Source organism: Aeromonas sp. D3 (assembly GCF_027705025.1).
Lineage (GTDB): Bacteria > Pseudomonadota > Gammaproteobacteria > Enterobacterales > Aeromonadaceae > Aeromonas > Aeromonas salmonicida.
On sequence record NZ_JAPDBE010000009.1, the window covers coordinates 19,190 to 45,291 of the forward strand.

General features: G+C 59.6%; 22 protein-coding genes and 1 pseudogene. 6 read left to right on the forward strand and 17 right to left on the reverse strand.

Annotated elements, in window-relative coordinates:
• Position 1: 1 nt before the first annotated feature.
• The 10 genes from atpH to mioC all read right to left on the reverse strand — a co-directional run bounded on the left by atpH (position 2) and on the right by mioC (position 7,947).
• The gene (atpH, locus tag OKC28_RS07640) at positions 2-535 is read right to left on the reverse strand and encodes a F0F1 ATP synthase subunit delta (protein WP_256686362.1); all 534 of its coding nucleotides are present in this window, start codon (positions 533-535) and stop codon (positions 2-4) included.
• A 13-nt stretch (positions 536-548) separates the two neighbouring features.
• Complete coding sequence (gene atpF / locus OKC28_RS07645; RefSeq protein ID WP_005319619.1) at positions 549-1,019, reverse strand: F0F1 ATP synthase subunit B; 471 nt, start codon at positions 1,017-1,019, stop codon at positions 549-551.
• A 57-nt stretch (positions 1,020-1,076) separates the two neighbouring features.
• On the reverse strand, positions 1,077-1,304 hold the full coding sequence (atpE, locus tag OKC28_RS07650; RefSeq protein WP_370881544.1) for a F0F1 ATP synthase subunit C: 228 nt from the start codon (positions 1,302-1,304) through the stop codon (positions 1,077-1,079).
• Between the two features lie 39 nt (positions 1,305-1,343).
• Positions 1,344-2,123: a F0F1 ATP synthase subunit A gene (gene atpB / locus OKC28_RS07655; protein WP_005319615.1), complete on the reverse strand. Its 780-nt coding sequence runs from the start codon at positions 2,121-2,123 to the stop codon at positions 1,344-1,346.
• Between the two features lie 8 nt (positions 2,124-2,131).
• On the reverse strand, positions 2,132-2,539 hold the full coding sequence (locus OKC28_RS07660; protein WP_059112320.1) for an ATP synthase subunit I: 408 nt from the start codon (positions 2,537-2,539) through the stop codon (positions 2,132-2,134).
• A gap of 190 nt (positions 2,540-2,729) precedes the next feature.
• Positions 2,730-3,638 (reverse strand): ParB/RepB/Spo0J family partition protein, encoded by a 909-nt coding sequence (locus tag OKC28_RS07665; RefSeq protein ID WP_021139940.1) that lies wholly within the window; start codon positions 3,636-3,638, stop codon positions 2,730-2,732.
• Positions 3,635-4,438 carry a ParA family protein gene (locus tag OKC28_RS07670; RefSeq protein ID WP_005319608.1) on the reverse strand — a complete coding sequence of 268 codons (804 nt, stop codon included), beginning with the start codon at positions 4,436-4,438 and terminating at the stop codon, positions 3,635-3,637. The genes OKC28_RS07665 and OKC28_RS07670 overlap by 4 nt, the downstream gene beginning before the upstream one ends.
• A gap of 26 nt (positions 4,439-4,464) precedes the next feature.
• The gene (rsmG, locus tag OKC28_RS07675; protein ID WP_021139942.1) at positions 4,465-5,091 is read right to left on the reverse strand and encodes a 16S rRNA (guanine(527)-N(7))-methyltransferase RsmG; all 627 of its coding nucleotides are present in this window, start codon (positions 5,089-5,091) and stop codon (positions 4,465-4,467) included.
• 8 nt (positions 5,092-5,099) lie between these two features.
• Entirely contained in the window at positions 5,100-6,989 is a 1,890-nt protein-coding gene (mnmG, locus tag OKC28_RS07680) for a tRNA uridine-5-carboxymethylaminomethyl(34) synthesis enzyme MnmG (protein ID WP_219591530.1), read from the reverse strand.
• 508 nt (positions 6,990-7,497) lie between these two features.
• On the reverse strand, positions 7,498-7,947 hold the full coding sequence (gene mioC, locus OKC28_RS07685) for an FMN-binding protein MioC (RefSeq protein WP_270688543.1): 450 nt from the start codon (positions 7,945-7,947) through the stop codon (positions 7,498-7,500).
• Positions 7,948-8,331: 384 nt separating this feature from the next.
• Here mioC and OKC28_RS07690 point away from each other — a divergent pair, with 384 nt between their 5' ends.
• From OKC28_RS07690 to fhuB, 6 genes and pseudogenes are all read left to right on the forward strand, one after another.
• Entirely contained in the window at positions 8,332-10,437 is a 2,106-nt protein-coding gene (locus OKC28_RS07690) for a TonB-dependent siderophore receptor (RefSeq protein WP_270688545.1), read from the forward strand.
• A gap of 57 nt (positions 10,438-10,494) precedes the next feature.
• Complete coding sequence (locus tag OKC28_RS07695) at positions 10,495-12,141, forward strand: multidrug ABC transporter permease/ATP-binding protein (RefSeq protein WP_270688547.1); 1,647 nt, start codon at positions 10,495-10,497, stop codon at positions 12,139-12,141.
• A 46-nt stretch (positions 12,142-12,187) separates the two neighbouring features.
• Positions 12,188-12,952 carry an ATP-binding cassette domain-containing protein gene (locus OKC28_RS07700; protein WP_270688549.1) on the forward strand — a complete coding sequence of 255 codons (765 nt, stop codon included), beginning with the start codon at positions 12,188-12,190 and terminating at the stop codon, positions 12,950-12,952.
• Between the two features lie 33 nt (positions 12,953-12,985).
• A pseudogene (locus OKC28_RS07705) lies at positions 12,986-13,090 on the forward strand (Fe3+-hydroxamate ABC transporter ATP-binding protein FhuC); the annotation flags it as partial.
• A gap of 26 nt (positions 13,091-13,116) precedes the next feature.
• Positions 13,117-14,031, forward strand: coding sequence for an ABC transporter substrate-binding protein (locus tag OKC28_RS07710; RefSeq protein ID WP_442865746.1), 915 nt, complete (start codon positions 13,117-13,119; stop codon positions 14,029-14,031).
• Positions 14,028-16,010, forward strand: coding sequence for a Fe(3+)-hydroxamate ABC transporter permease FhuB (gene fhuB, locus OKC28_RS07715; RefSeq protein ID WP_270688551.1), 1,983 nt, complete (start codon positions 14,028-14,030; stop codon positions 16,008-16,010). Before OKC28_RS07710 ends, fhuB begins: the two co-directional genes overlap by 4 nt.
• Positions 16,011-16,109: 99 nt before the next feature.
• On the opposite strand, the gene OKC28_RS07720 is transcribed toward fhuB, so the two are convergent.
• The 7 genes from OKC28_RS07720 to OKC28_RS07750 all read right to left on the reverse strand — a co-directional run bounded on the left by OKC28_RS07720 (position 16,110) and on the right by OKC28_RS07750 (position 25,974).
• Entirely contained in the window at positions 16,110-18,584 is a 2,475-nt protein-coding gene (locus tag OKC28_RS07720) for a TonB-dependent receptor (RefSeq protein ID WP_270688553.1), read from the reverse strand.
• 165 nt (positions 18,585-18,749) lie between these two features.
• Complete coding sequence (locus tag OKC28_RS07725) at positions 18,750-19,718, reverse strand: siderophore ABC transporter substrate-binding protein (RefSeq protein ID WP_265433943.1); 969 nt, start codon at positions 19,716-19,718, stop codon at positions 18,750-18,752.
• Positions 19,719-19,720: 2 nt separating this feature from the next.
• Entirely contained in the window at positions 19,721-20,503 is a 783-nt protein-coding gene (locus OKC28_RS07730; protein ID WP_265466554.1) for an iron ABC transporter ATP-binding protein, read from the reverse strand.
• Positions 20,500-21,435 (reverse strand): iron chelate uptake ABC transporter family permease subunit, encoded by a 936-nt coding sequence (locus tag OKC28_RS07735; RefSeq protein WP_333562732.1) that lies wholly within the window; start codon positions 21,433-21,435, stop codon positions 20,500-20,502. The genes OKC28_RS07730 and OKC28_RS07735 overlap by 4 nt, the downstream gene beginning before the upstream one ends.
• Before the next feature lie 11 nt (positions 21,436-21,446).
• Positions 21,447-22,391, reverse strand: a complete 945-nt coding sequence (locus OKC28_RS07740; protein WP_219598104.1) for an ABC transporter permease — start codon at positions 22,389-22,391, stop codon at positions 21,447-21,449.
• On the reverse strand, positions 22,388-24,157 hold the full coding sequence (locus OKC28_RS07745) for an ABC transporter ATP-binding protein (RefSeq protein ID WP_219598105.1): 1,770 nt from the start codon (positions 24,155-24,157) through the stop codon (positions 22,388-22,390). Before OKC28_RS07745 ends, OKC28_RS07740 begins: the two co-directional genes overlap by 4 nt.
• The gene (locus tag OKC28_RS07750) at positions 24,151-25,974 is read right to left on the reverse strand and encodes an ABC transporter ATP-binding protein (protein WP_270688561.1); all 1,824 of its coding nucleotides are present in this window, start codon (positions 25,972-25,974) and stop codon (positions 24,151-24,153) included. Before OKC28_RS07750 ends, OKC28_RS07745 begins: the two co-directional genes overlap by 7 nt.
• Between the last annotated feature and the right edge of the window lie 128 nt (positions 25,975-26,102).

The window sequence follows — 26,102 nt, forward strand, 5'->3', positions numbered from 1 at the left end:
ATCAAGATTGCAGCGCGTCGGCCATGCGATCCAGCTTACCGCGGACAGAGCCGTCGATAACCAGATCACCGGCCTTGATGAGCACCCCGGCCATCAAGGACGCATCCATGCTGCAATTCAGCTTCACTTTGCGCGCGAGACGTTTTTCCAGAGAAGCCTGAATATTGGCTTTCTGCTGGTCGGTCAGTTCGATCGCCGAAATCACGTCAGCCTGAACTTCTTTATCCAGTTCAGCCTTGAACGCGACAAATTCAGCAAGGACCGCCGGCAGCACACCCAAGCGACCATTCTCAGCCATTACCCGGATCAGGTTCTGGCCATGCTCGTCGAGTTGCTCACCGCAGACGCCCACAAACAGGTTTGCGAGCTCTTCGGCAGCCACAGAGCCGTGTACCAGGCTGTGAATGGTCTCGTTCTCCGCTACTTGTGCAGCGAAGCCGAGCATTCCCAGCCACTGGTCAACCGCCTTGTGCTCAACGGCAAACTCGAAAGCAGCCTTGGCGTAGGGGCGAGCGATTGTAGTCAGTTCAGACATAGCCCCGTTCCCGTTACAGTTCTGCTACCAGTTTGTCGACGATGTCGCTGTTGGCAGCCTGGTCGATGTGGCGCGCCAGGATCTTCTCTGCGCCCGCAATGGCAAGAGCAGCAACCTGCTTGCGCAGTTCTTCTTTGGCGCGATGACGTTCAGCGTCGATCTCGGCACGGCCCTGAGCCAGGATTTTTTCCCGCTCAGTGTGTGCTCCAACAGCCGCCTCATCAATGATCTGGGCTTTACGTTTGTTAGCCTGTTCAATGATTTGTGCGGCCTGGAGCTTGGCTTCTTTCAGCTGATCGGTGGCGTTGGCCTTGGCCAAATCCAGATCTTTCTTGGCGCGTTCTGCGGAAGAGAGACCATCAGCGATAGCTTTCTGACGAGCCTCGATGGCTGCCATCAGGGGCGGCCATACAAACTTCATGCAGCACCAGACAAAAATGATGAAAGCAAGTGTCTGACCGAGGAGGGTGGCATTGATACTCACAACCAAGACCTCTCTATATGAAATTTAAAAAGAAAGTGATAACAACAGCATCACTTATCAGGCTGCAACCCCGAAAATCAGGTACAGAGCCATACCGACCACGATCATCGGGATTGCGTCGACCAGACCCATTACGATGAAGAAGTTGGTACGCAGGATAGGCATCAGGTCAGGCTGACGAGCAGCACCTTCCAGGAACTTGCCACCCAGCAGAGAGATACCGATAGCGGCACCGACAGCGGCCATACCCAGCATGATTGCAGCGGCGAAGTAAATCATTTCCATCTTTATATTCTCCAAACAGAGCTAGTAAACGTAACAGGATTAATGGTCTTCACTGGCCATCGACAAATAGACAATGGTCAACACCATAAAGATAAAGGCTTGCAGAGTAATTACCAGAATGTGGAACAGCGCCCAAGGCACGCTAAGCAGCCATTGGGACCACCACGGTAGCAGACCGGCGATCAGGATAAATACCAGTTCACCGGCATACATGTTACCGAACAGACGCAGACCCAGAGAGATGGGTTTGGACAGCAGGGTAACCAACTCCAACGCGAGGTTAACAGGGATCAATGCCCAGTGATTGAAAGGGTTGAGGGTCAACTCTTTCACAAAGCCCGAGACACCTTTCATCTTGATACTGTAAATGATGATTAAGGCGAAGACTCCCAGAGCCATGGACATGGTGATGTTAACATCGGCGGAAGGAACTACTCGCAAGTAGGGGATGCCCAGCACTTGTGCCGTGTAGGGCAGGTAGTCAACCGGGATGAGGTCCATCAGGTTCATCAGGAAAACCCAGATGAACACGGTCAGCGCCAGCGGAGCGATCAGCTTGCTCTTACCGTGGAAGATACCCTTGACGGTGTCATCCACAAACTCGACAACCATTTCTACAAAACACTGAAGCTTGCCCGGAACACCGCTGGTCGCAGTCGCGGCCACCTTGCGGAATATCCAGATAAACAGAGCGCCGAGGATAACGGAAAATATCATGGAGTCGATATTTACCGTCCAGAACCCCGAACCCACTTGCAGATGGTGCAGGTGGTGGGAGATGTATCCCTGAGTAGTCAGGGCTTCTCCGGTTGCAGCCATGAGTTTTCCTAGTAGCGGTTATTGAGAACGATCGTGATGACCCATTGGAAAAACAGGGAGAGCGCATAAGTGACATAAAGGGGGAGATGTTCCACCTCGACGTACAGGAGCACTGTCACGAAGAGTGCGACAGTACTTACCAGCTTGATCCCTGCTCCAACACAAAAATCCCACAACACCCAGCCCGCACTCCCGGGGCCAAGCTTCCGGCTCAACGTAAACAGACTGAACAGGAGTTGTGGAATCAGATATACGCCTCCCCCATAGAGGGACGCGTATCCGGCCGGAATACCTCTTAGATGAGCCCAAGCGGCACTCACAGCCAGGATCAGGGTAAGTTGGCAAGCAAGTATAGCCAAGGCCAGTGTCAAACCTTTCCAGGCTAATTTCTGCTCCACCAAATGCCCCCTGAACATTACAGAACTGTAAAAATCGACATGTTGGCACGCACGAATTTACAGCCCCAAAAGCCGGTCAAATTATACCCTTGAAGGCGGTGATTGCAATATGACAAAAACCCTTAATTTTTGCGGCTTTCCGCACAGAATTAAGGTTATGTTCATATCAAAAGGAATGGATGTTTTATTACTACAAAAAGCGTAAAAATCACGATTCCGACAGGCCAAAATAGCCCAAAATACGGTCCAAGTCGGTTAAATCCCCGTAACTTATTACTAACTTTCCGCTATCTTGCTTGCCAACCTGTAACTGAACCTGGTTGCCAATTTTTTCCGACAGCTGGCGCTCGAGATAACCAAACTGTGGATCGCGCACGGGTTCAACCTTGGCTTTTGCCGGTTCCAGCGCTTTTTGCACCAGTTTCTCGGTATCTCGCACTGTCAGTCCCTTCTGCGCGACCAGCTTGGCCAGTTCGGACTGGGCCTGACCACTCAAGGCCAGCAGGGCACGAGCGTGGCCCATGTCGAGATCGCCGTGCTCGACGAAACGCTTCACGTCATCGTTGAGCTGGTTGAGGCGCAACAGGTTGGTGACAGTGGTGCGGGACTTGCCCACCGCCTCGGCCACCTGCTGGTGGGTCAGTTCGAACTCGGTCAGCAGCCGCTGCAGGGCAACCGCCTCCTCGATGGCATTGAGATCTTCGCGCTGGATGTTCTCGATCAGGGCGATGGCGACGGCGGCCTCGTCAGGCACATCCTTGACGATGCAGGGCACAACGTCGAGGCGGGCCAGTTGGGAGGCTCGCCAGCGCCGCTCACCGGCGATGATTTCGAAGGATTGCTCGCCGAGGGGGCGTACCACGATCGGCTGGATCACGCCCTGAGCGCGAATGGAATTGGCCAGATCTTCCAGTGCATCCTGCGACATATCCTTGCGCGGCTGGTACTTGCCGGACTGCAGCCACTCCACCGGCAGCCTGCGCAGCTCACCCTGATTGGTGGGGGCCATGGCCTCTTCGGTACGCTGGTCGCTCATCACCTGTTTCTGGCGCGCGGCCGTGCTGGTGCTGAGCAGGGCGTCCAGCCCCTTGCCCAGCCCACGTTTTTTCGGCGTCATATGCTCTCTCGGTCTGCGATGGTCACCGGACGTTCCTGCTCCTGGCGGCGCAGCATTTCGCCCGCCAGTGCCAGATAGGCCTTGGCGCCCACCGATGATTTGTCATAGTGCATGGCCGGGGCTCCGAAACTCGGGGCCTCCGCCAGTCTTACGTTGCGGGGGATGATGGTGCGATAGACCTTGTCCCCGAAATGCTGTTTCAGCTGATCGGACACATCATTGGCCAGCCGGTTGCGGTGATCGAACATGGTGCGCAGCACCCCTTCGATCTTCAGCTCCGGATTGACCACGGCTGCCAGCTTGCTGATGGTGTCCACCAGAGCGGTGAGCCCTTCCAGTGCATAGTACTCGCACTGCATGGGCACCAGCACGGAATCGGCGGCGGCCATGGCGTTCACGGTCAGCATGTTGAGAGAAGGCGGGCAGTCGATGAAGATGTAGTCGTATTTGTCCCGTACCGAGGCAATGGCGTTGCGCAGTCGGATCTCGCGGGCGAAGAATTCCATCAGACGGATTTCGGCCGCGGTCACGTCGGCATTGGCGGCGATCAGGTGATAGCCCCCCGAGGTTTCGGGGATGATCACTTCGGCGATGGGGGCATCTTCGATCAGCAGCTCGTAGGCGGTGCGCTCGACTTCGTATTTGTCGACGCCGCTGCCCATGGTGGCATTGCCCTGGGGATCCAGATCGATCACCAGCACCTTGCGCCGGGTAGCGGCCAGGGAGGCGGCCAGATTCACACAGGTGGTGGTTTTACCCACTCCACCCTTCTGGTTGGCTATGGCGATGACTTTTCCCACACTATCCCCTAAATGAAACTGCGACCCTATTCGGGCTGGATATGTTTGAATTCCAGCAGATGACGTTCGCCTTCCAATTCCGGTACCCGCAATTCATGACAGGCTACCAGACGGATATTGGCAGGCAACTGGGCCAGCTCCTGCTCGGGATATTGCCCCTTGAGCGCCAGGAAGCTGCCCTGTTCGGACGGCAGATGGTGACACCAGCTCAGCATGTCCTCCAGCGAGGCAAAGGCCCGACTGAGCACACAATCAAACCCCACGTCAGGCTGATACTCTTCCACCCGGGATTTGACTGGCGTCACATTGGTCAGGCCCAGCTCCTGGATCACCTGGCGGATAAAGTTGATCCGCTTGCCCAGACTGTCGAGCAGCACGAACTGCTTGTCAGGATTGATGATGGCCAGTGGCAAGCCAGGCAGCCCAGGACCTGTCCCCACATCGATGAAGCGCTCACCGTGCAGGTGAGGGCTCACCACTAGGCTGTCGAGGATATGCTTGACCAGCATGGCGTCGGGATCACGCACCGAGGTGAGATTGTAAGCCTTGTTCCACTTGTGCAGCAACTCGACAAGCTGAACCAACTGGGTCTTTTGGGTGTCGGTGATAACAATACCGGCCTGCATGAGCAGGCCGTTCAATCTTTGCAGCATGGAGATCCTCAGGCGGTTTTACGCAGCAGGCCGTGTTTTTTCAGGTGAACCAGCAGGATGGAGATGGCCGCCGGTGTGATACCGGAGATGCGGGAGGCCTGACCAATGGTCTCGGGCTTGGCATCGTTGAGCTTGGCGATCACCTCGTTGGAGAGACCGTTGACGTCGCGGTAGTTCATGTCCAGCGGCAAGAGCGTGTTCTCGTTGCGCAACTGCTTCTCTACCTCGTCGTACTGACGCTCGATATAACCGGCGTACTTGATCTGGATCTCCACCTGATCGGCGGCGGCGTGATCGTTCAGCGCCGGACCAACCCCTTCGATGGCCATCAGCGCATCGTAGGTCACTTCGGGGCGACGCAGCAGCTCTTCCAGGTTCTGCTCACGGGTCAGCGGCGTGTTGACCAGGGCGTTGACCGCTTCCAGTGACGGATGTTGCGGGTGGATCCAGGTCGAACGCATGCGCTGACGCTCCAGCTCCACCTGTTCCATCTTGATATTGAACTTGCCCCAGCGCTCGTCATCCACCAGACCCAGCTCGCGGCCAATGGCGGTCAGGCGCAGGTCGGCGTTGTCTTCCCGCAGCAGCAGGCGATATTCGGCGCGGCTGGTGAACATGCGGTAAGGCTCGCGGGTCCCCAGAGTGGAGAGATCGTCCATCATCACGCCCATGTAGGCCTGATCCCGGCGGGGATGCCAGGGATCCTTGCCCTGGGCACGCAAACCGGCATTCAAACCGGCCATCAGGCCCTGGGCAGCGGCTTCTTCGTAGCCAGTGGTGCCGTTGATCTGGCCGGCGAAGAACAGGTTGCCGATGCACTTGCTCTCCATGTTGGCCTTGAGATCCCGGGGATCGAAGAAGTCATATTCGATGGCATAGCCGGGGCGTGTGATGTGGGCATTTTCGAAACCACGAATGGAACGCACTATCTGCACCTGCACATCGAATGGCAGGCTGGTGGAGATCCCGTTCGGATAGAGTTCGTGGGTGGTCAGGCCTTCCGGCTCGACAAAAATCTGGTGGGCCGTCTTGTCCGCGAAGCGAGTGATCTTGTCCTCGATCGACGGGCAGTAACGGGGGCCAATTCCTTCGATCACCCCGGCGTACATGGGGCTGCGATCCAGGTTGTTGCGGATCACATCGTGGGTGCGCTCGTTGGTATGGGTGACGTAGCAGGGCACCTGGCGTGGGTGCTGGCTGGCATCGCCGATAAACGAGAAGACAGGGCGCGGATCATCGCCGTACTGCGCCTGCATCACGGAGAGATCGACGCTGCGGGCGTCGATCCGTGGCGGCGTCCCGGTTTTGAGACGATCGATGCGCAGCGGCATCTCGCGCAGCCGCTGAGCCAGGGCGATCGAGGGAGGATCCCCGGCGCGGCCGCCCTTGTAGTTTTCCATCCCGATGTGGATCAAGCCGTTCAGGAAGGTCCCGACCGTCAGCACGACTGTCTTGCCACTGATGCGGATCCCGCTCTGGGTGACGACACCGGCAACACGATCCCCGTCCATGATCAGATCATCACAGGCCTGCTGGAAGATCTTCAGGTTGGGATAGTTCTCCAGCATCTGGCGAACAACGGCTTTGTAGAGCAGTCGATCCGCCTGAGCACGGGTGGCTCGTACCGCTGGCCCCTTGGAGGAGTTGAGGGTACGGAACTGGATCCCGGCAAGATCTGTGGCTCGCGCCATGATCCCACCGAGGGCGTCAACTTCCTTGACCAGGTGTCCCTTGCCGATCCCGCCGATCGCCGGATTACAGGACATGTGTCCCAGCGTATCGATGTTGTGGGTCAGTAACAGGGTATTCAGGCCCATACGGGCTGCCGCTGTTGCTGCTTCGGTTCCTGCATGACCGCCACCAACGACGATCACATCAAATTGTTCATGGTATTGCATTGGGGATCACCTTGATCTGCACGTCTGAAGATCGTTGATTGCCTGGGCTGAGGGGCTGAACATTCTATCTGTTTCGCGCCCTGAGGGGAACGTCTACTTAACGTTCAGAATGAAGGGAGGATCTACTTAATAGATCTTAAGGATCTTTAGATCGATCTTTTATTGGATCTTTTATTAGGATCCGCCTTTTCTGTTGATAAGCACTTTTTGATCATAAAGATCATCGTGTTAAAGACGATCCTAGCTTGTGGAAAAGCTTGGATCCTGGGGCCGTGAACCAGGGTATAACCAGTGCTTTTATACACAGGCGGCTAGCGGGTTGGATCTCATACATGGATAACTATAGGTTTTGCAGAGGTTTACACTGTAGTTATGCACATTACCCCTGGGCATTGTGGGTAACCGTGTAGAACAAGTCGTCAGGATCAATCTGTTAATAACTTGGTGGATAGCGATCTGGGGATAAACGGGGAGATCAAGGCTTTTTTACCGGATCTCCCCCTCCTGATCAGGCGATCATCTGCATCCAGCCCTGGATCCAGGCCTCAGCGGCATCTTCAGGGATCTCGTGTTGGGTCACATCTATGTCGAGACGATCCCCGATCCGGCTGGCGCCACATTCGCTCAGCAGCAGATCCAGCGTCTTGCCGCCCTGGCAGAAGGTGTCATAGCTGCTGTCGCCGAGGGCGATCACGCCATATTTCAAGGCATTAAGATCCGGATGCTGCTCGGCAAGATCCTTGGCGAAGGGTTGCAGATTGTCGGGCACATCACCGGCACCGTGGGTGGAGGTGACCACCAGCAGTATGGCGTCCGGCTCGGTCAGCACCTCGGCCAGGCTGGCTGGATTGTGGATCTCGGCCTGATGGCCCGCCAGTTCCAGCAGGTTGGCGACGTGGTCTGCGACATATTCGGCGGCGCCCAGCATGGAGCCGACGACGAGATTGAGTTTGGCCATGGAATGGATCCTGAGTTCAGACAAAGAAACGGAAAGCCGAATTCTACCGCCAAAGGGTGTGGATAAATATGGATAAAGCTTGGGGATAATGGATCCTCTTTTCTTTTCCTATATAAGGCAGGATCCCCCGTTTTTCGTCTGCCCCGGATCTTTTTCCCGGAAATGCCCCTGTCTGATCCCTCCTTTTTCTGCCCGACAGCTGCTGCTTTGATACGTCAGGTAACAATGCAGATGCAAATGATTAGCAATTATTGAATCGATTCGATCATGGCTCCTGTAGTAGCATTGCGCTGCTTTATTCGCCTGAGGAACCGGGCAGACCAGCTTGATCGGTCACCAATAATAAGAAACCAGAAACAACTCATTGATATTTGAGACACTTATATGATTGCGCAAAAAAACACCCTGACCGCAGCGATACGAAAGAGAGGGGCACAGCAACTGCTGCCGCTCTCCTGCCTGCTGGCAAGCCTGCCAGTACTGGCCGAACAACCGAAAGAGTTGCCAAAAGCCAGCGAAACCATGGTGGTGACAGGTACCGCCATGAAGGTGGAAGTGCCGATGGCCGAGACGCCAAGGGCCGTCTCAGTGGTCAATCGTGAGGAGCTGGATCAGCACGCCGTGCTGAAACTGGACGAAGCGCTGCGCTACCGCTCCGGTGTGCTCTCCCAATCCTATGGATCCGACAACGATGCCGACTGGTTCAAGGTGCGTGGCTTCGATGCCGCCTCCTATCTGGATGGCAATCGCCTGTTCAGCACCGGCTACTATGTGTGGACGCCAGAGCCGTTCGGTCTGGAAAGCGTGGAAGTGCTGAAAGGGCCCGCCTCGATCCTCTACGGCGAGGCGCCTCCCGGCGGCGTGATCAATGCCATCAGCAAGCGGCCGACCGCCACCCCGCAGGGGCAGCTGGATCTGCAGATGGGCAGCCGGGATCTTCGTCAGATTGGGGTGGATGTCTCGGATGCATTGACCGACAACAGTCGCTACCGTCTGGTCGCCCTCTACAGCGAGCGTGACGGCGTGCTGAACGATACCTATAACGATAGGGTTTATCTGGCGCCAAGCGTCACCCTGGATATCTCGGATCGTACCAGCCTGACCCTGCTGGCCAGTTTCAAGCATGACGAAGGTGTGCCGACCAACGGCTTCTTCCCTGTCTATGGCACTCTCAATACCAGCGGTGGCCAGATAGATCCCTCCACCAACCTGAGCCAGCCGGATTACGATCGCAACCGCAACACCCAGATCTCCGCCGGTTACGAGCTGGCCCACCAGCTCAACCAGACCTGGGAGTTCAAGCAGAACGTCCGCTTCAACTACAACGATCTGCTGCTGCGCCAGACCTATATTTTCCCGACCTATGAAGGTACGACCGCCTACCGTGGGCTTGTCTACCGGGATGGTGACACCAAGAGTGCCACCATGAATAACCAGATGGTGGGTTACTGGAACACGGACAGCACGGAGCAGACCTTGCTGCTGGGGCTGGATCTGCAGCGTCACGTCAACGAAGGTCAGGAAGCCGACAACTTCGGCATGGGTTCCATCAATACCATGAACCCGGATTACAGCGGCTTCCCCGGTTTTGACGAATCGACCACCACCCACCAGAAGAGCACCAAGGGCCAGAGCGGCCTCTATGCCCAGCACCAGATCCGCTGGGACGATCGCTGGTTGCTGACCGGTGGTGGCCGCTTCGACTATGTTGAAACCCACAACATCAGCGAAGCCAAGAACAAGGAGGAGAAGCAGTACGATCACGAGCTCTCCCTCTCCGGCAGCCTGATGTATCTGGCCGACAACGGTCTCTCTCCTTATATTGCCTACGCCGAGTCGTTCGAGGTGTTGCCCGGGATAGATCCCAATACCCAGAACTCCTACAAGCCGCTCAAGGGCACCCTGTATGAGACTGGCGTCAAGTACGCCCCCAGCTTCCTCGACGGCTACATCAATCTGGCCCTGTTCGATCTGGAGCAGACCAACTCGCTTGTCTCTACAGGATCCGGTCAGCAGACCCAGGCCGGCGAAGTGACCTCCCAGGGTGTCGAGCTGGAAGGCAGCGTGCAGGCCACAGAGGCGCTGCGTCTCACCGCTGCTTATACCTACACGGATGCCAAGACCAACGACACCGGCAAGGGTGATCGCCGTGCCAGCCTGATCCCGCGCCATATCGCCTCCTTCTGGGGCAACTACAAGGTGCAGCAGGGAATTGCTTCCGGTCTGGAACTGGGAACCGGCGTGCGTTATGTCGGCTCCAGTGTTGGCATAGGCGCCGTGGATGCCAGCTACAACCCCATCTATGGTTCGGCCCAGGTACCGGCCCATACCGTATGGGATGCGATGATCGGGTATGACTTTGCCAAGAACTGGCGAGCCCAGCTCAACGTCAACAACCTGCTGGGTGAAACCTACGTGGCCAGCTGTGACTACTACTGCTACTACGGCGAGCCGCGCAGCGTGGTGGGCAGCATCAACTACCGCTGGTAACAGAGGTCGGGCGGGAGTTGTGACTCCCGCCCTTTTTCCCCCGCATACAGGCCCGTCATGGAACTATTGTCTCTGGTTTACCGCCAATATCGTTGGCCCTTCATCGCCATTACTCTGCTCAGCCTGCTTAGCGCAGTGAGCGGGATCGGCGTCATTGCCTTTATCAATCAATCTCTTGTCGAATCCGTCGGCGATCCGCTGCCGGTACTTGGCCAACTGCTTGGCCTGATCCTGTTGCTGCTGGTGATCACACTCGGATCTCAATTGGCCCTGACCACACTCGGTCATCATTTCGTCTACCGGTTGCGGGGCCGTCTGCTCAAGCAACTGCTGGATACCGATGTCGCCCGCATTCGCCAGCTTGGCCAGGGGCCGCTCTTGGCATCCCTCTCCAGCGACATAGGCCAGATCACCATCGCCTTCGTGCGCCTGCCCGAGCTGGTGCAGGGGTTGGTGCTCACTGTTGGTTCGGCCCTCTATCTCGGCTGGCTGTCACCGGCCCTGCTCGGCGTCACAGCACTCTGGGTCACTGTGACCATGGTGGTGGGCTGGCTGCTGGTGAACCGTGTTTATCGCCATCTCTCCCACATGCGTCAGGCGGAGGATCGCCTTTATCAGAACTATCAGGCCATCATAGCGGGCAGCAAAGAGCTGGCGCTCAATCGCGAGCGGGCCCATTTCGTCTACCACCAGCTCTATGAGCAGAACGCCCGTGACTATCGCCAGCAGATCATCCGTGCCGACACCTATCACCTGAGCGCGGTGAACTGGTCGAATATCATGATGCTGGGAGCCATAGGCCTGGTCTTCTTCCTGGCCAATGGCCTCGGCTGGGCCAACACCAATGTGGCCGCCACCTTTGCCCTGACCCTGCTGTTCCTGCGCACTCCGCTGTTGCAGGGGATAGGCGCCTTGCCGACCCTGCTTTCCGCCCAGGTAGCGTTCGACAAGATAGCCGCACTGGCGCTGGCCGAGCCGGATCCCGACTTCCCGCTGCCACCGGCACCCCACACCTGGCAACGCATCCAGCTGGAGCAGGTGAGCTTTCACTATCAGGGGGAGGGTGGCTTCTCTGTGGGCCCCATCAATCTCACCATAGAGAAGGGGGAGCAGGTCTTCATCATAGGTGGCAACGGCTCCGGCAAATCGACCCTGGCCATGCTGCTGACCGGTCTCTATCAGCCTGTGTCGGGCCGGATCCTGCTGGATGGTGAACCCGTCACGGATCGCAACGCCTATCTGGCGCTCTTCTCCGCCATCTTCACCGACTATCACCTGTTTCAGCATCTGCTGGGGCCTGAGCCCAAGGCTGAGCTGATCGCCGAGTGGCTGGATCGGTTGCAGATGGGCAGCAAGCTCGCCATAGAGGACAACTTTATCGCCGATATCGATCTCTCCCAGGGGCAGCGCAAGCGGGTCGCCCTGCTGCTGGCACTGGCTGAGCAGCGCGAGGTGATGCTGTTTGATGAATGGGCCGCGGATCAGGATCCCCAGTTCCGCCGCATCTTCTATCAGCTGCTGCTGCCGCGCCTCAAGGCGATGGGCAAGACGGTGATCGCCATCAGCCACGACGATCACTACTTCCCGCTGGCCGACCGCTTGCTGGAGATGCGTCAGGGCCAGCTCACCGAACTGACTGGTGAACGGCGCGAGCAGGTTAGCCGGGATGCCGTCGCCCATCTGGATTGCGAGGTGCCGGCTTGATACCGGCGCCGATGAGACTGGCATCAGGCCAGCACAGGAACAGCTTATGTTTGAGATGAAAGCCGCCAGCTTCGCGGTAAACGACCGCAAGCTGCTGCACCCAACGGACCTGCGTTTCGAGCAGGGACAGGTCTATGGCCTCATAGGCCACAACGGCTCGGGCAAATCCACCCTGCTCAAGCTGCTGGCGCGCCAGCAGCCCCTGAGTGAGGGCGAGATCCTGTTCGATGGCAAACCGCTGACCGATTGGGGCAACCGGGAGTTCGCCCGTCAGGTGGCCTATCTGCCCCAGCATCTGCCGAGCGCCGAGAACCTGCTCGGCCGTGAGCTGGTGGAGATGGGGCGCTATCCCTGGCGCGGCCTGCTTGGCCGGATGGGAGCAGAGGATCAGCGTCAGGTCGACAGGGCCATTGCTCTCACCCATACCGAAGGTTTTGCCGATCGGCTGGTGGATACCCTTTCCGGTGGCGAGCGGGGCAGGGTCTGGCTGGCCATGCTGCTGGCCCAGGAGAGCCGCTTCATCCTGCTCGACGAGCCGCTGGCCGCGCTGGACGTGGCCCATCAGGTGGAGGTGCTGACTTTGGTCAGGCAGCTCAGCCGTCAGCTAAACCTCGGCGTCATCATAGTCATTCACGACATCAACATGGCCTCCCGCTTCTGCGATCGGCTGGTGGCGCTGCACTCGGGTCGTCTGCTTACCCATGGCGAGCCAGAGCGGATCATGACCAGCGAGACCCTGCACGCCATCTATGGCATCCCGATGGAGGTCATTCGTCACCCGGCCCATGCCCATGCCATCGCCATCGTTTAGATAAGGCTTGTTATCCTGATGAGTTTATTTGTACCCATATCACTGCAGACTGGCGAGACCCTGCACTCCATGTACCATGGCATTCCGATGGAGGTCATGCGCCACCCGGCCCATGCCCATGCCATCGCCATCATCTAGCCGGGACAGCTATCTTGATATCTTCATTGAAAAGGGCCGGCTGGCTGCTCTGCCTGCTGGCTCCATTGGGATTGCAGGCCAGTCCGGCGAGCCAGAGTGCCGCCACCGATACCGCTCGGCCGAGTGAGCGCACACAGGTACCACGGATTGCCACCGTCGACTGGACCATAGCCGAAACCCTGCTGGCGCTCGGGGTGACCCCGCTGGCGGTGGGGGATGTCAGCGCCTATCGAGCCTGGGTCGGCGAGCCTCTGCTGCCGGCCGATGTGGTGGATATAGGCCTGCGGGCTCAGCCCAATCGCGAGCTGCTGGTGGAGCTGAAACCCGATCGCATCCTTATATCTCCGCTGGCGGCGCCGCTGGCACCGACCCTGTCCCGCATCGCCCCCGTGCAGTCCATCGCCCTCTATGATCCACAAACCGATCTGTGGCAGCGGCTCCATGAGGCGACCCTGACCATAGCGGCGCTGGTAAACAAAACGGCCGAGGCGAACGTGCTGCTGACAGATTTGAATCGGGATCTCGAGCAGATGAAACAGACCCTGCCGGCGGAGCTGCCGCCCCTGCTGGTGGTGCAGTTTATCGATGAGCGCCATGTCCGGGTGTTCGGCCGCCACAGCCTGTTCGAGGCCGTGATGCAGCGACTCGGTCTGCGCAATGCCTGGCAGGGGGAGACCAATGCCTGGGGCTTCTCTGTGGCCAGTCTCGAGCAGTTTTTATCCATACCGGAGGCCAGGTTGGTGGTAGTAGATCCCATTCCGGTCGGGGTGAGCGAACGGCTGCAGGAGCCCGGTCTGTGGCAGCATTTGCCGCTGGTGCAACAGGCTCCGGTACTGCATCTGCCCGCAGTCTGGAGCTTCGGTGGCGTACTCGCCGCCCGTCGCTTCGCCACCTTGCTCAGCGAGGCATTGCAGAAGGATGCCAGGGGAGATCGCCAATGAAACATTTATTTCCATCCCCGTTGCAGCGACCGACCTTGATCCTGCTGGGGCTGACCCTTTCGCTCGCTTGCTGGGAGCTGGCCCGCCAGTTGCCGGGCGTGCTCTGGTGGCAGACCCTCTTTGCGCCCAATCTGGATGATGCCCGTCAAGCCGTGGTCCATTTCAGCTGGTTGCCCCGCTTGACGGTGACCCTGCTGGCCGGGGCCGCCCTTGGTCTGGCCGGTACCCTGATGCAGCAGGTGCTGCGCAACCCGCTTGCCTCACCGACCACACTGGGGGTGGCTTCCGGCGCCCAGCTGGCGTTGATGATGGTGACCCTGTTTGCTCCCTCCTGGTTGCTGCTGGGGCGGGAGTGGATCGCCATGGCCGGTGGCAGCCTCGCCATGGCGCTGGTGTTTGCCCTGGCCTGGCGCCGTCAGCTCAATCCCGTCGTCATCGTCTTCGCGGGGCTGGTGATCAACCTCTATCTGGCAGCCATCAGCATGGGGCTGCTGCTGTTTTTTCAGGAGGAGTTGAAAGGCTTGCTGGTGTGGGGCAGCGGTTCTCTGGCCCAGAACAGCTGGAACGGAGTGAGCTACCTACTGCCACGGCTGCTGGTGGCGGGGGGGCTGGCGGCTGCGCTGGTGCGCCCGCTGGCTGTGCTTGAACTGGATGATGCCAGCGCCCGCAGTCTGGGGGTCTCCCTCCAACACTTGCGACTGGCGGGGCTTGGCTTGGCGGTATTTGTCACCGCCTGCGTGGTGAGCGTGGTGGGGCTGATCGGTTTCATCGGGTTGGCCGCACCTGCCATGGTGCGCTTGCTGGGGATCCGTCAGCTCGGTCAGCGGCTGCTGTGGGCGCCTGTTCTTGGGGCTCTGCTGTTGGCGGCCACCGATCTGTTGCTGCAATCCGTCAGTCGATTCTGGCCCATGCTGATCCCGACCGGTGCCATGACGGCTCTGTTGGGGGCGCCGCTCTTGCTCTGGCTTATCCCGCGACTTTCCTTGAAGTCGGGCACACCCAAAGCGAGTACCGGTTTGCTGGTAGCACGACATCCGGTCCCGACTCGCCTGATCACCTTGCTGCTGCTCGGCTTGGGGCTCGCCATCATAGGCTCTCTGCTGTTCGGTCAGGGAATGCACGGCTGGAGCTGGCCGAGCTGGCTCAGGTGGCAGGCCCAGCTGGAGTGGCGGCTGCCGCGCACTCTGGCGGCGGGGGCTGCCGGGATCTTGCTGGCGCTGGCGGGCACCCTGCTGCAGCGGGTCAGCAACAATCCCATGGCGAGTCCGGAACTGCTGGGGGTGAGTGGCGGCACCTTCATGGGAGTGATAGCGACGGCACTGCTGTTGCCTGCCTTGCCATTGCCCATGATGCTGCTTGGGGGCTTGATCGGGGCCTTCGGTTGCCTCTTGCTGCTGGTGCTGGTCAACCGCAAGCATGGCTTCCAGCCGGAGCGGATCCTGCTGTCCGGCATCGCCATCACGGCGCTGTTCGAGCCGCTGCAGGCCATAGCGCTGGCCAACGGCGATATGCGGGTGCAGCAACTGCTCTCCTGGATGTCCGGCTCCACCTATTACGTCACCCTGCCGGTGGCTTATGGACTGGTGGCACTGGCGGTATTGATGCTGGCAGCCTGCCTGCTCATCAGCCGCTGGCTCGATCTGTTGCCCATGGGACCGGCACTGGCGACCGCATTGGGTATTCGCCTCAACCGTGCCCAGCTCGCCATACTGCTGCTGGTGGCCGTGCTCACCGCCAGCGCCACCCTGGTGGTGGGGCCGCTCTCCTTCGTCGGTCTGCTGGCCCCGCACATGGCCAAGCTGATGGGGCTGGTACGGGCGCGCTGGCATCTGCTCGGTGCCGCCGCTTCCGGCGCCCTGCTGATGGTGTCGGCGGACTGGATCGGCCAGCAGATCCTCTTCCCGCAGGACGTGCCGGTCGGGCTGGTCTCCACCCTGTTAGGGGGCGCTTACTTCATGTGGTGCCTGCGCCGCCTCTAGGTGTGTGGATTACACATGCACAAACAAAGAGCCCGGGATAATCCCGGGCTCTTTGTTTCAAGGCTGGCGCCGACTCATGTGCCGAGGCAGACAACCAACTCAGAATGCCAGTGAGGTGGACAGAAGGAAGGTACGTGGAGAACCCAGTCCGCCGGACAGCCCGCTGCCGTCGCCACCGCTCCAGGAGCCGAGCCAGTAGGCATGATTGGTGAGGTTTTGCACCGAGGCTCGCACCGTCACCTCCTTGGTGGCAATCTTGGTGGTGTAGCGGGCCCCCAGGTCGAAGGTGGTGTAGGGGGAGAGCGACATGCGGTTGTCATCGGTGACATAGCGCTTGCCGACAAACTGGGTATTGCCGGTCAGCGTGAGCCCGGGCAGGGCGGAGAGGTCGTATTCCAGCCCCAGCTTGGCCATCACTTTGGGCACCCCGGTCGCCTGGTTGCCTTCATTGGCCTTGTTGAGGGCCTTGGTCAGTTCGGCCTGGGTATAGGAGGCTCCCCCCAGCAGGCGCAGTTCCGGAGTCAGCTCGCCAAACAGATCCCACTCAATCCCCCGGTTGCGCTGTTCACCGTATACCCCATAGACATTGCTGACAGGATCCGTGTAGGCGCTCGGTTTGGCTATCTGGAACAGGCTCAGTGTGTGGGCGAACTGACCCAGATCCAGCTTGGCGCCGACCTCATACTGCTTGGTCTGGTAGGGCTTCATGATTTCACCCGCATTGCTGGCCGTGGTGGGCGCCGTGCCCCCCTGGCCCAGTCCCTCTATGTAGTTGGTATAGAGGGAGAGGTCATCCCGTACCTTGACCAGGATGGCGGTGGCTGGCGAGAGCCGGCTCTCGTCATAGTGGGAGGTCTGCGCGCCGCTGGCACCATAGTTGGTGCTCTCCACCATCTGGTGTCTGGCGCCGACTGTCCACTGCAGGTCCCCGTCCAGGAAGGAGAGGGTGTCCACCAGGGCGACACTTTCCAGCTTGGCGTCGCTGCTGGACGTCACTGCGCCAAAACCGCTCTGATCGGGGGCCGAGCCAAAATCGAGGTGGTCATAGTTGGTGATTGTGTGGTTGGGATACATGCGATCCTTGAAGCTGAGCTCCGAGGTGTAGTGCGTGGCGGCCAGTGACCAGGCGTGATCGACAGGACCCGTGCCTAGGTTGCCGCGCAGACCGGCTTCGCCCGAGCGTTGGGTGCCGTCCCGTTCGGAGCGAATGGCCATGGCATTGATGTCCCCCGCATTGTTGAGCAGGGTATTGCGGGTGATCAGGGCTCTGTATCCCCCCTCTCGCTGGCCCCATGCAGCAAAGGCCGTCAGCGAATCGGTCAGGTCGAACTCCCCCCGCAATACGGCTGCCCTGGTGTCATTGATGGTGTAGGCCCAGGCCGGAGCCAGTGAATAGTCGCCCTTTTTGGCTGTGGGCAGCTGGGTGACTGTGCTGGCGATGGAGAAGATGCTGAAGTAGTTGACCCCATCCACCTCTTCATGTTGCCGATAGAGATCGAGGGAGGCGCGGGCCCGCTCGTTGCGCCAGTCGAGGCCAATGGAAGTCAGCTCCATCTTGTGCTGCTGGTCATTGACCGGGGTGTCACCATCGCGGTAGACGCCATTGAAGCGCACCCCCCACTGTTTTTCTTCACCAAAGCGGCGACCGAGATCCAGATGCACGCCGCCGAGCCCGTCTGATTCATAGGTGGCGGTCACCTTGGCCAGAGGATCCTTGCCGGCGCGTTTGGGCACTATGTTGATGCTGCCCCCCACGCTGCCGTCGGGCGGCATGCCGTTGAGCAGCACGGACGGCCCCTTTAGCACGTCGACCCGCTCTGCCATCTCGGTCGAACTGCGCATATTGGGCGCCATGCCGATCAAACCGTTGAAGGTCATGTCACTGGCCGTGGTGCTGAAGCCACGCATGTAGAAGGTCTCGAAGACGCTGCGTTTGCTCGGCACATAGATGGATGCATTGGTGGCACCGGCGAGGGAGCCGATATCCTGTGCCTGCTCGTTCTCTATGTACTCTTCTGTGTAGCTGACGGTGTTGAACGGGGTATCCATGAAGTGCTTGTTGCCAAGCAATCCGACCCGACTGTCAGAGGCCACCTGGCCACCGGCATAGGTCTGACGCCCTTGCACCACCATGACCTCATCGGCACTGACCCTGGCTTGCCGGCGAACCTTGTAGCGTCCCTCTCCCGCAGGCTCGGCCACCAGATCGTGACCACTCAACAAGAGGGCCAGACCCTGGGGGGGACTGTATTGGCCTGCCAGCCCGGGGCTGGTCATCCCTTGCAGGGTTTTATCATCGAGATCCAGGCTGATACCTGTCTCGGACGAGAAGGTCTTGAGCGCCTGGGCCAGAGAGCCAGCCGGGATACTGAGGTTTTTTGTGGCCGTGACCGACTGCTCCGGGGATTGTGCCTGCGCCGATGGGGCAAGGCCGAGCAGCAGTGTGCCACTGACACCGGCCAGAATGGCCAGACGTGCGGCCACGCCCAGCTGGTTCAAGGAAAAGCGGGAAACGGTTTGTGCCAGAGGGGGATGGGCGAGCGCCGCAGGATGCAACAGATGGGGCTTTAACATTCAGGATTCCTTTCTATTCGAGGAGGTGATTGATTGTCTCCTTCTGTTTTCCGAACGAGACTTCATAACCCTCAAATAAAAATGAATATCATTTGTATCTTTGTGGCCCGGCAGCATAACGGCCAGTGATTCAGCCGCGACAGCCGGGCAAACAACGTGATCCTGTCAGCTGCGGTAGCCCGTCATCACTTCATCGGCAATGCGGGTCAGACAGGTCACGCTGGCCGTGCAGAGATACCAGGTTTCCGGGTCGACAAAGATGACCTTGCCACTTTTCCACGCCTTGGTCTGGCGCAGCAGGGGGTTATCCAGGCTCTGGGCATTGAGTGCCGCCCGTCGCTCCATCACGGCCGTCCTGTCGATCACATAGAGGATGTCCGGATCCGCCTGCTGGATGAACTCGTTGGAGATGGGCTGCCCATGGGTGCCTGTTTCCCTGTCAGGACCCGCCGGCTGAACCCCAAGGGTATCGAAGATGAAGCCATACCGTGAGTGTGTGCCGAAGGAGGTAAAGGCGCCGTTATTGTGCAGCACTATCAAGGCCTTTTCCGGTCGGTTCCGGGTCACTTCACGCACCTGGGCTATCTTGTCGTCTATCTGCTGAACCTTTTCGCGCGCCAGCTCCTCTTTACCCAGTATCTTTCCGAGGGTGAGCAGGTGAGCCTTGGCGGTTTCCAGTACATGCCCCTGGTGATTGGTCATGTCGATGTCGTAGTGCAGGGTCGGCGCTATCCGGCTCAGCTCCTGATAACTCTGGGCTTGCAGGGGGGAGATCAGGATGAGATCCGGCTTGAGTTTGTGCAGTCGCTCCAGGTTGGGTTGTATGGTGGTGCCCACATCCATAACGTTGGGATCGTCTTTGTATTTGCTGAGGAAGTGAGCCACATAGTCTTTGGCGATGCCCGCCACGGGGGCGCCCAGCTGATCCAGGGTATCCAGTTCACTCATGTCGAAAGCCACCACCCGCTCCGGGCGGTGGGTTATCCGGGTCGTACCCAGCTGGTGTTCGACAGTGACAATGGGATCGTTTGCCGAGGGTGTCTGTGCCGCCGATCCTGATGCGGCGTCATCACACCCCATCAGGCCAGCGGCCGCCACCAGCAATATTCCGTGTACTGCATGTGCCTTGTTCATCCTCATAGCGATTCTCCTGACAGGGATGGGTTGAAGTAGTTGCAGACGAAGCCGTTTTGACTCGGCAGTATCTCGAAGTCCAGTTCATAGAGGTCTTGCAGACAGGCACGGGTGACCACCTGGCCGACCGGGCCGCTGTGGGCGATGGCGCCTGCTTTCATCGCGACTATGTGGTCGGAATAGTTGGCGGCAAAGTTGATGTCGTGTACCACCAGAATGACGGTGCGGCCCTGTTCATCACAGAGGCGCCGTATGGCCTGCATGATGTTGACCGCATGCTTCATGTCCAGATTGTTGAGGGGTTCATCCAGCAACAGGCAGTCTGTCTGCTGGGCAATGGTCATGGCCAGAAACGCCATCTGTCGCTGACCGCCACTGAGTTCATCCAGATAGGCCTTGCGCAGCGGCTCAAGGGCCAGAAAATCAATGGCGTCATCGATTGCCAGCCGGTCCTGGCGGGTGAGGGCTCCTTGGCTGTAGGGGAAGCGCCCGAAAGAGACCAGCTCCTCAACGGTCAGGCGCAGCCCGACGTCCGGTGACTGGCGCAGGGTCGCGACCCGTCTGGCATAGTCGCGGGTGGGGATCTGCTCGATATTGATACCGTCCATCAGAATTCTGCCCCGGCTGACGGTGAGCAGCCGGGCAATCGACATCAGCAGCGTGCTCTTGCCTGCGCCATTGGGCCCGATCAGCGAGGTGACCTGGCCGGCGGGAAAGGCCAGGGTGACATCGCGTAGCACAGGCTTGTCACCGTAAGTCTTGTGAACATGCTCCAGGGTGATCATGGGGTGCCTTTCGTTTTGACCATGAGGGCGAGAAAGTAGGTGCCGCACACCAGGTTGATGAGGATGCTGACCGTGGTGCGGTAGTTGAACAGCTGCTCCACCAGAAACTGGGCGACGATAAAAATGGCGATGGCAATGGCGCAGCCCAGCGGCAAGGTGACCCTGTGGCGGAAGGTGCGTGCCAGCGCATAGGTGATATTGGCCACGAATACCCCCATGAAGGCCGTTGGGCCCACCAGGCTGGTGGAGACGGCCACCAGCACGGCGATCAGGGCCAGTTGCAGCCGCACTGTGTGCCGGTAATCCACTCCCAGCGAGATTGCCTGGTCACGACCCAGGGAGAGCACATCCAGCACCGCCAGTCGTCGGCAGGTCATGATGCCGACCAGAGTGATCAAGGCGGCGCCGAACAGCAGTTGTCCGGGCTGTACCCGGTTGAAGGTGGCGTAGCTGAAGCCCTGCAGGATGGAGAACTCACCCGGGCTGGTCTTGAGCTGGATGAACTGGGTAAAGGTGCCGAGCACCATGGTCAGCACCAGGCCCGCCAGCAGCAGTTGATAGAGGTTGGTCTGCCCCTCCCTGAACAGCCAGCGATGGACTATCCAGGAGTAGCCCAGCATGAACAGCAGTGACAGCAGCACGTTTTCCTGCCGGTCCAGCAGGATCAGGCTCTGGCTGCCCAGCGTCAGTACCAGTACGGCTTGCAGCAGCAGATAGACAGCCTCGTAGCCCATGATGGCGGGAGTCAGGAGCCGGTTGCCCGCCAGTGTCTGAAACGTCACAGCCGATAGCGCGATACAGATGCCCGCCAGCCCGATGGCGGCAAGACGCATCAACCTTTGGGGGATCACATAGTCGAAGTCCAGATCCGACCCCACCAGCAGAAACAGCAAGGCCAGCACTATCACCAGCGCCCAGATGCCATAAGGGATCAACAGGTGCTTCATGCGCGTCTCCACAGGATCATCGACAGGAACAGCACGCCCCCCACGCTGCCGGCGGTCAAGCCTATCGGCACTTCGAAGGGGTAGATCAGCAGACGGCCGAGAATGTCGCACGCCAGCAGCAGCAGGGCGCCGCTCATGGCGACGATGGGCAGGGTTTTCTTCAGGTGCTCACCGTAATGCATGGCCACCAGGTTGGGAATGACCAGACCGACGAAGGGGATGGCCCCCACTGTGATGACGGTGGCGGCTACCGTGACCGCCACCAGCACCAATCCCAATGCCGCCGTTGCCGAATAGCGCAGTCCCAGGCTGGTGGCCGCCTCTTCCCCCATGCCCAGCACTGTGAAGCGATGGGCATAGAGATAAGTGAGCACTGTGATGGGCAGGATCAGGTAGATGATCTCGTAATTGCCCTCGACCACCTTGGAGAAATCCCCCAGCAGCCAGCCCTGTATGCTTTGCAGTATGTTGTGCCGATAGGCATAGAACTCGGCGATGGCGCTGAGCACGCTGCCATACATGAGGCCAATCACGGGGATCAGCACAGTATTCTTGAACTGAATGCGCCGTATGATGGCGATGAACAGCAGGCTGGACAGAAAGCAGAACACCAGCGCCACCAGCATCCGCCCCGTGGTGCCGGTTGAGGGGAGCTGGGTCAGTGCAATCAGGATGCCGAGTTTGGCGGCATCCAGCCCACCCGAGGTGGCCGGTTCCACAAACTTGTTTTGCACTATCTGCTGCAATATGACCCCGGACACCGACAAGCCGGCCCCGGTGAGCAGGAGTGCCGCCAGTCGGGGCAACCGGCTGGCGGTGAGAGTCAGCCAGCTGTCGCCCGAGAAGGACCAGAGCGCCGCCAGGGATATATGTTTGACCCCGACCAGCAGGGAGAGGCCACTGAGCAGGATCAAGAGGGTGGGCAGGACCGCTGGTCTCAAGAGATGGCCTCGTCACGGACGGCGCGGGTGATGCGCCATCCCTTGGCGGCTTGCCGTTGTGCCAGGAAATGGGCATAGGGACCGGACTGGCGGCTGAGTTCGGCATGGGTGCCCTGTTCGCGCACCTCGCCCTCTTCCAGTACCAGTATCTGGTCTGCCATCTCGACCGTCGACAGCTGGTGGGCGATGACAATCAGGGTTCGTTTCCCTCGCAGACGCGCCAGCGCCTCGGCGATGGCAGCCTGGTTCTCCGCATCCAGGGCTGCCGTGGCCTCGTCGACCAGCAGTATGGGGGCATCCTTGATCAGGGCCCGGGCGATGGAGATACGTTGCCGCTCACCGCCAGAGAGGCGGGCACCTCCTTCACCCACCTGAGTTGCCAGACCCTGGGGCAGGCGCTCCAGGATCTCGCTCACCCCGGCTTGCCTTGCCGCGATCAACACCTCTTCATCGCTGGCGTTCGGTTTGCCGATGCGGATGTTGTCGGCAATCGAGCCCTGGAACAGGTAGGCATCCTGGAAAATCTGGCTGATCTGGTTGGCCAGTACGTCGCCGGTTATCTCCCTGACATCCACGCCACCCACCTTGACTTCTCCCTGGCTGACATCGAAAAAGCGTGCAATCAGCCTCAGCAAGGTGGTTTTCCCCGAGCCGGATGCCCCGACCAGCGCCGTCATGCTGCCCGGTTCGACTCTCAGGCTGACGTCACTGAGCACGGAGGGTTGATTTGCGGCATACCGGAAGCTGACGTTGCACAGCTCGACCGAGGCATCGGTCGGGATGCGTGGTGAGTGCGGGGCCGACTGGGGAGCTTGCGCAAAGATGTCTCGCAAGGCATCCAGTTGTCCACGGACGCTGCGCAGGATATCGCTGTAACTGGCCACATCGAGCAAGGGATCGATGAAACGGTTTATCAGCACCAGAGCCACCAGGGCGGCAATCAGACCCTCTTTGTCCACGCCAGCGCCTGCATTTCCCTGCAACCACAGGGTCGCGGCGATCAGCAGGGCGGCAAAGCCGGCTTGCACCGCCCAGAGATTGAGTCCGGATGAGAGTGCGGTGAGCTGGATAAGCTTTTTGGCGGATTGCTGTTGCTGCGAGATGGCCTGCTCGAGGAAGCGGGTACCGCCGCGCTCGCCATTGAAGGCTCGCAGCACGGATTGTGCCTGCGCGAATTCGACCATGCGCTGGCTGGTGGAGGCGGCATTGCGGTGGAACTTCAGGTCAGCCGCTTGATTGAGGCGGCCAGTGAACCAGAACACCCCCACCATGAGCGGCAGGGCGACCAGCGCCACCAGCCCCAGGGTCAGGTTGATGGCAAACAGAGCCGCCAGCACTACCAGGGGTATGAGGGAGCCGGTCAGCAGCGGGGTAAACACATGGGCCGGGAGCTGGGCGATTTCCATCATCCCCTGTGATGCCGCGTGATTGAGCCGGGCTGTGTTGGCAGGGGTAAACCAGCCGATGGGCAGGCTGCCGACATGCTCGCCCAGCTGATGGCGACCCGTCTGGAGGACGGCAATGCCGACCGCTATCCCCGCCTTTTCCACCTTGCGCCTGAGGTACCAGCAGAGCACCACCCCCAGCAGCTGGACGAACAGCCAGCTGGCTGCGCTGTTCACCTCTCCCAGCAACAAGTGCCTGAGCACAGGGATCAGGGTGACTATGGTGAGGCCGCAGCAGAGGCTGTAGATCACTGCCAGCCAGCCATAGCGACGCAATATTGCAGTGTCATCGTCCAGCAGACGAACAAAGGTCTTCAGCATTGGGGGACCGCCTCTTCATGCTCAGGGGATTGTCTTTTCTCTACGGGAATGGCCTTGTCATAGCGGCCCTGGGCCCACAAGCGGGCATAACGGCCATTGAGTGCCAGCAGTTCGTCGTGCCTGCCCTGTTCGCAGAGGGTACCGTTGTCGATCACCAGGATTTGATCGGCGTTCATGACGGTGTCGAGTCTGTGTGCGATGACGACCAGGGTACGACCATGGGCAAAGGCCGAAAGTGCCTGTTGCAGCTTTACCTCGTTGTCGGCATCGGCCGCCGCCGTGGCTTCGTCAAGCACCAGCACCGGCGGGTCGAGCAGCAGGGCACGGGCTATGCTCACCCGTTGCAGTTCCCCACCGGAGAGCTGCGCATCCTCTCCGACCACTGAGTCGTATCCATGCGGCAGCGCCAGAATACGATCGTGGATATTGGCGAGCCGTGCGACGGCTTCAACCTCTGCCCGGGTGGCGTTCGGACGACCCAGCGCTATGTTGTCGTGCAGACTGGCGTGAATGAGGCGTACATCCTGCAAGACAAAGCCGATGTGTCGATAGAGCCGGGCGCTGTCCATTTGTCTGAGATCGACCCCGCCAAGGGTGATCCTCCCAGCATCCGGATCGAAGAAGCGAAGCAGCAGGCGTGCCAGTGTGGATTTCCCCGAACCGGATGCACCGACAATGGCAGTGACGGTGCCAGGCTGCAGAGTGAAGTTGATGTCGGTCAGCACCTGTACCTGATCGTCATAGCCGTAGCTCAGTTGCTCGACCCGGATCTCCCCGTTTGCAGGCTGCTGGGAGTCGGTTGCAGCAGTGGTGTCCAGCACGGGAGTCTGCAGCAAGGCATGCACCCGCTGGGCAGCGCCGGTCGCATTGTTCAGGTCATGGGTGAGGTAGCTCAATAGCAGCAGGGGGGCGCAAAGCCCTGGGGCCACCAGCACGAATGGCAGCACATCGGCTGGCGCTATCCAGCCGGCACTGACCAGCACGACGCCCCCGGCCAGCACGACACCGAGCACGGAGGCTGGCGCCATGATGGCGTTGGCATTGGCCATGGCGCTGACCAGGGGGCGGGTAAACGCCTTGAAGGCATCGGCAAAGGCATCGATGGCTTCGCGGTAGCTGCTGTGGAGCTTGCCCTGAACACCGAATGCCTTCACTACCGGAATGCCGCTGACAAACTCGACCACGGCGTTGTTGATCCGCGCCATGCCGGCACCGAACTGCTGCATGTTGGCGGCGCTGGCGCTGTGCGCTCTGGCGGAGAACAGGAAGAAGAGGGGAAAGGGCAGCAGCGAGATGATGGCCATGCGCCAGTCCATGAAGAACAGGTAGGCAATCGAGATGGCAACGGCACCGGCGCTGCGTCCCATGGTCGTGAAGAAATGGGCCGTCAGGCTGTGCAGTGTGCCTATGTCATCTTGCATCGCCTGTTTCACTTCACCCGATGCCCGGGCCGTGAACCAGCCCAGCGGCACTCTGGCCAGGCGGCGGGTCAGCGCCTGACGCAGATAGCCTGTGATGCGGTTGTCGGCGAGGTGAGCGACCAGATCGCCCGCGGAAATGAGCGTCATGCCCAGAAACAGACTCGCCAGGCTGACACCGACAATCAGCCAGAGTTCTTCAAGTTCCCACCCAGCACCCTCCTGGCCGAGTACCAGCTGTGCAATCCGGGTGATACCCGCCAGGGGAACCAGTGTCAGCATGGAACCAACGGCGGCGAGCAGGGCGGCAGCCAGCAGCCGGCCACGAATGGGTGAAAGGACTCGGGCAATCGGACCCGCGGCTTTGGAATCAAGGATGAACTCGTCGTCTACCTTCATGAATACTTCTCCACTGTGGGGTGATGGCGGCCATGTCCCACCGTCTCGTTTGCATTGGGCTGACACGTCTCTTGTGGTTTTCCGAACGGGCGGATAAAAACCTCAAATGAATCTTTTTACGACCAAAG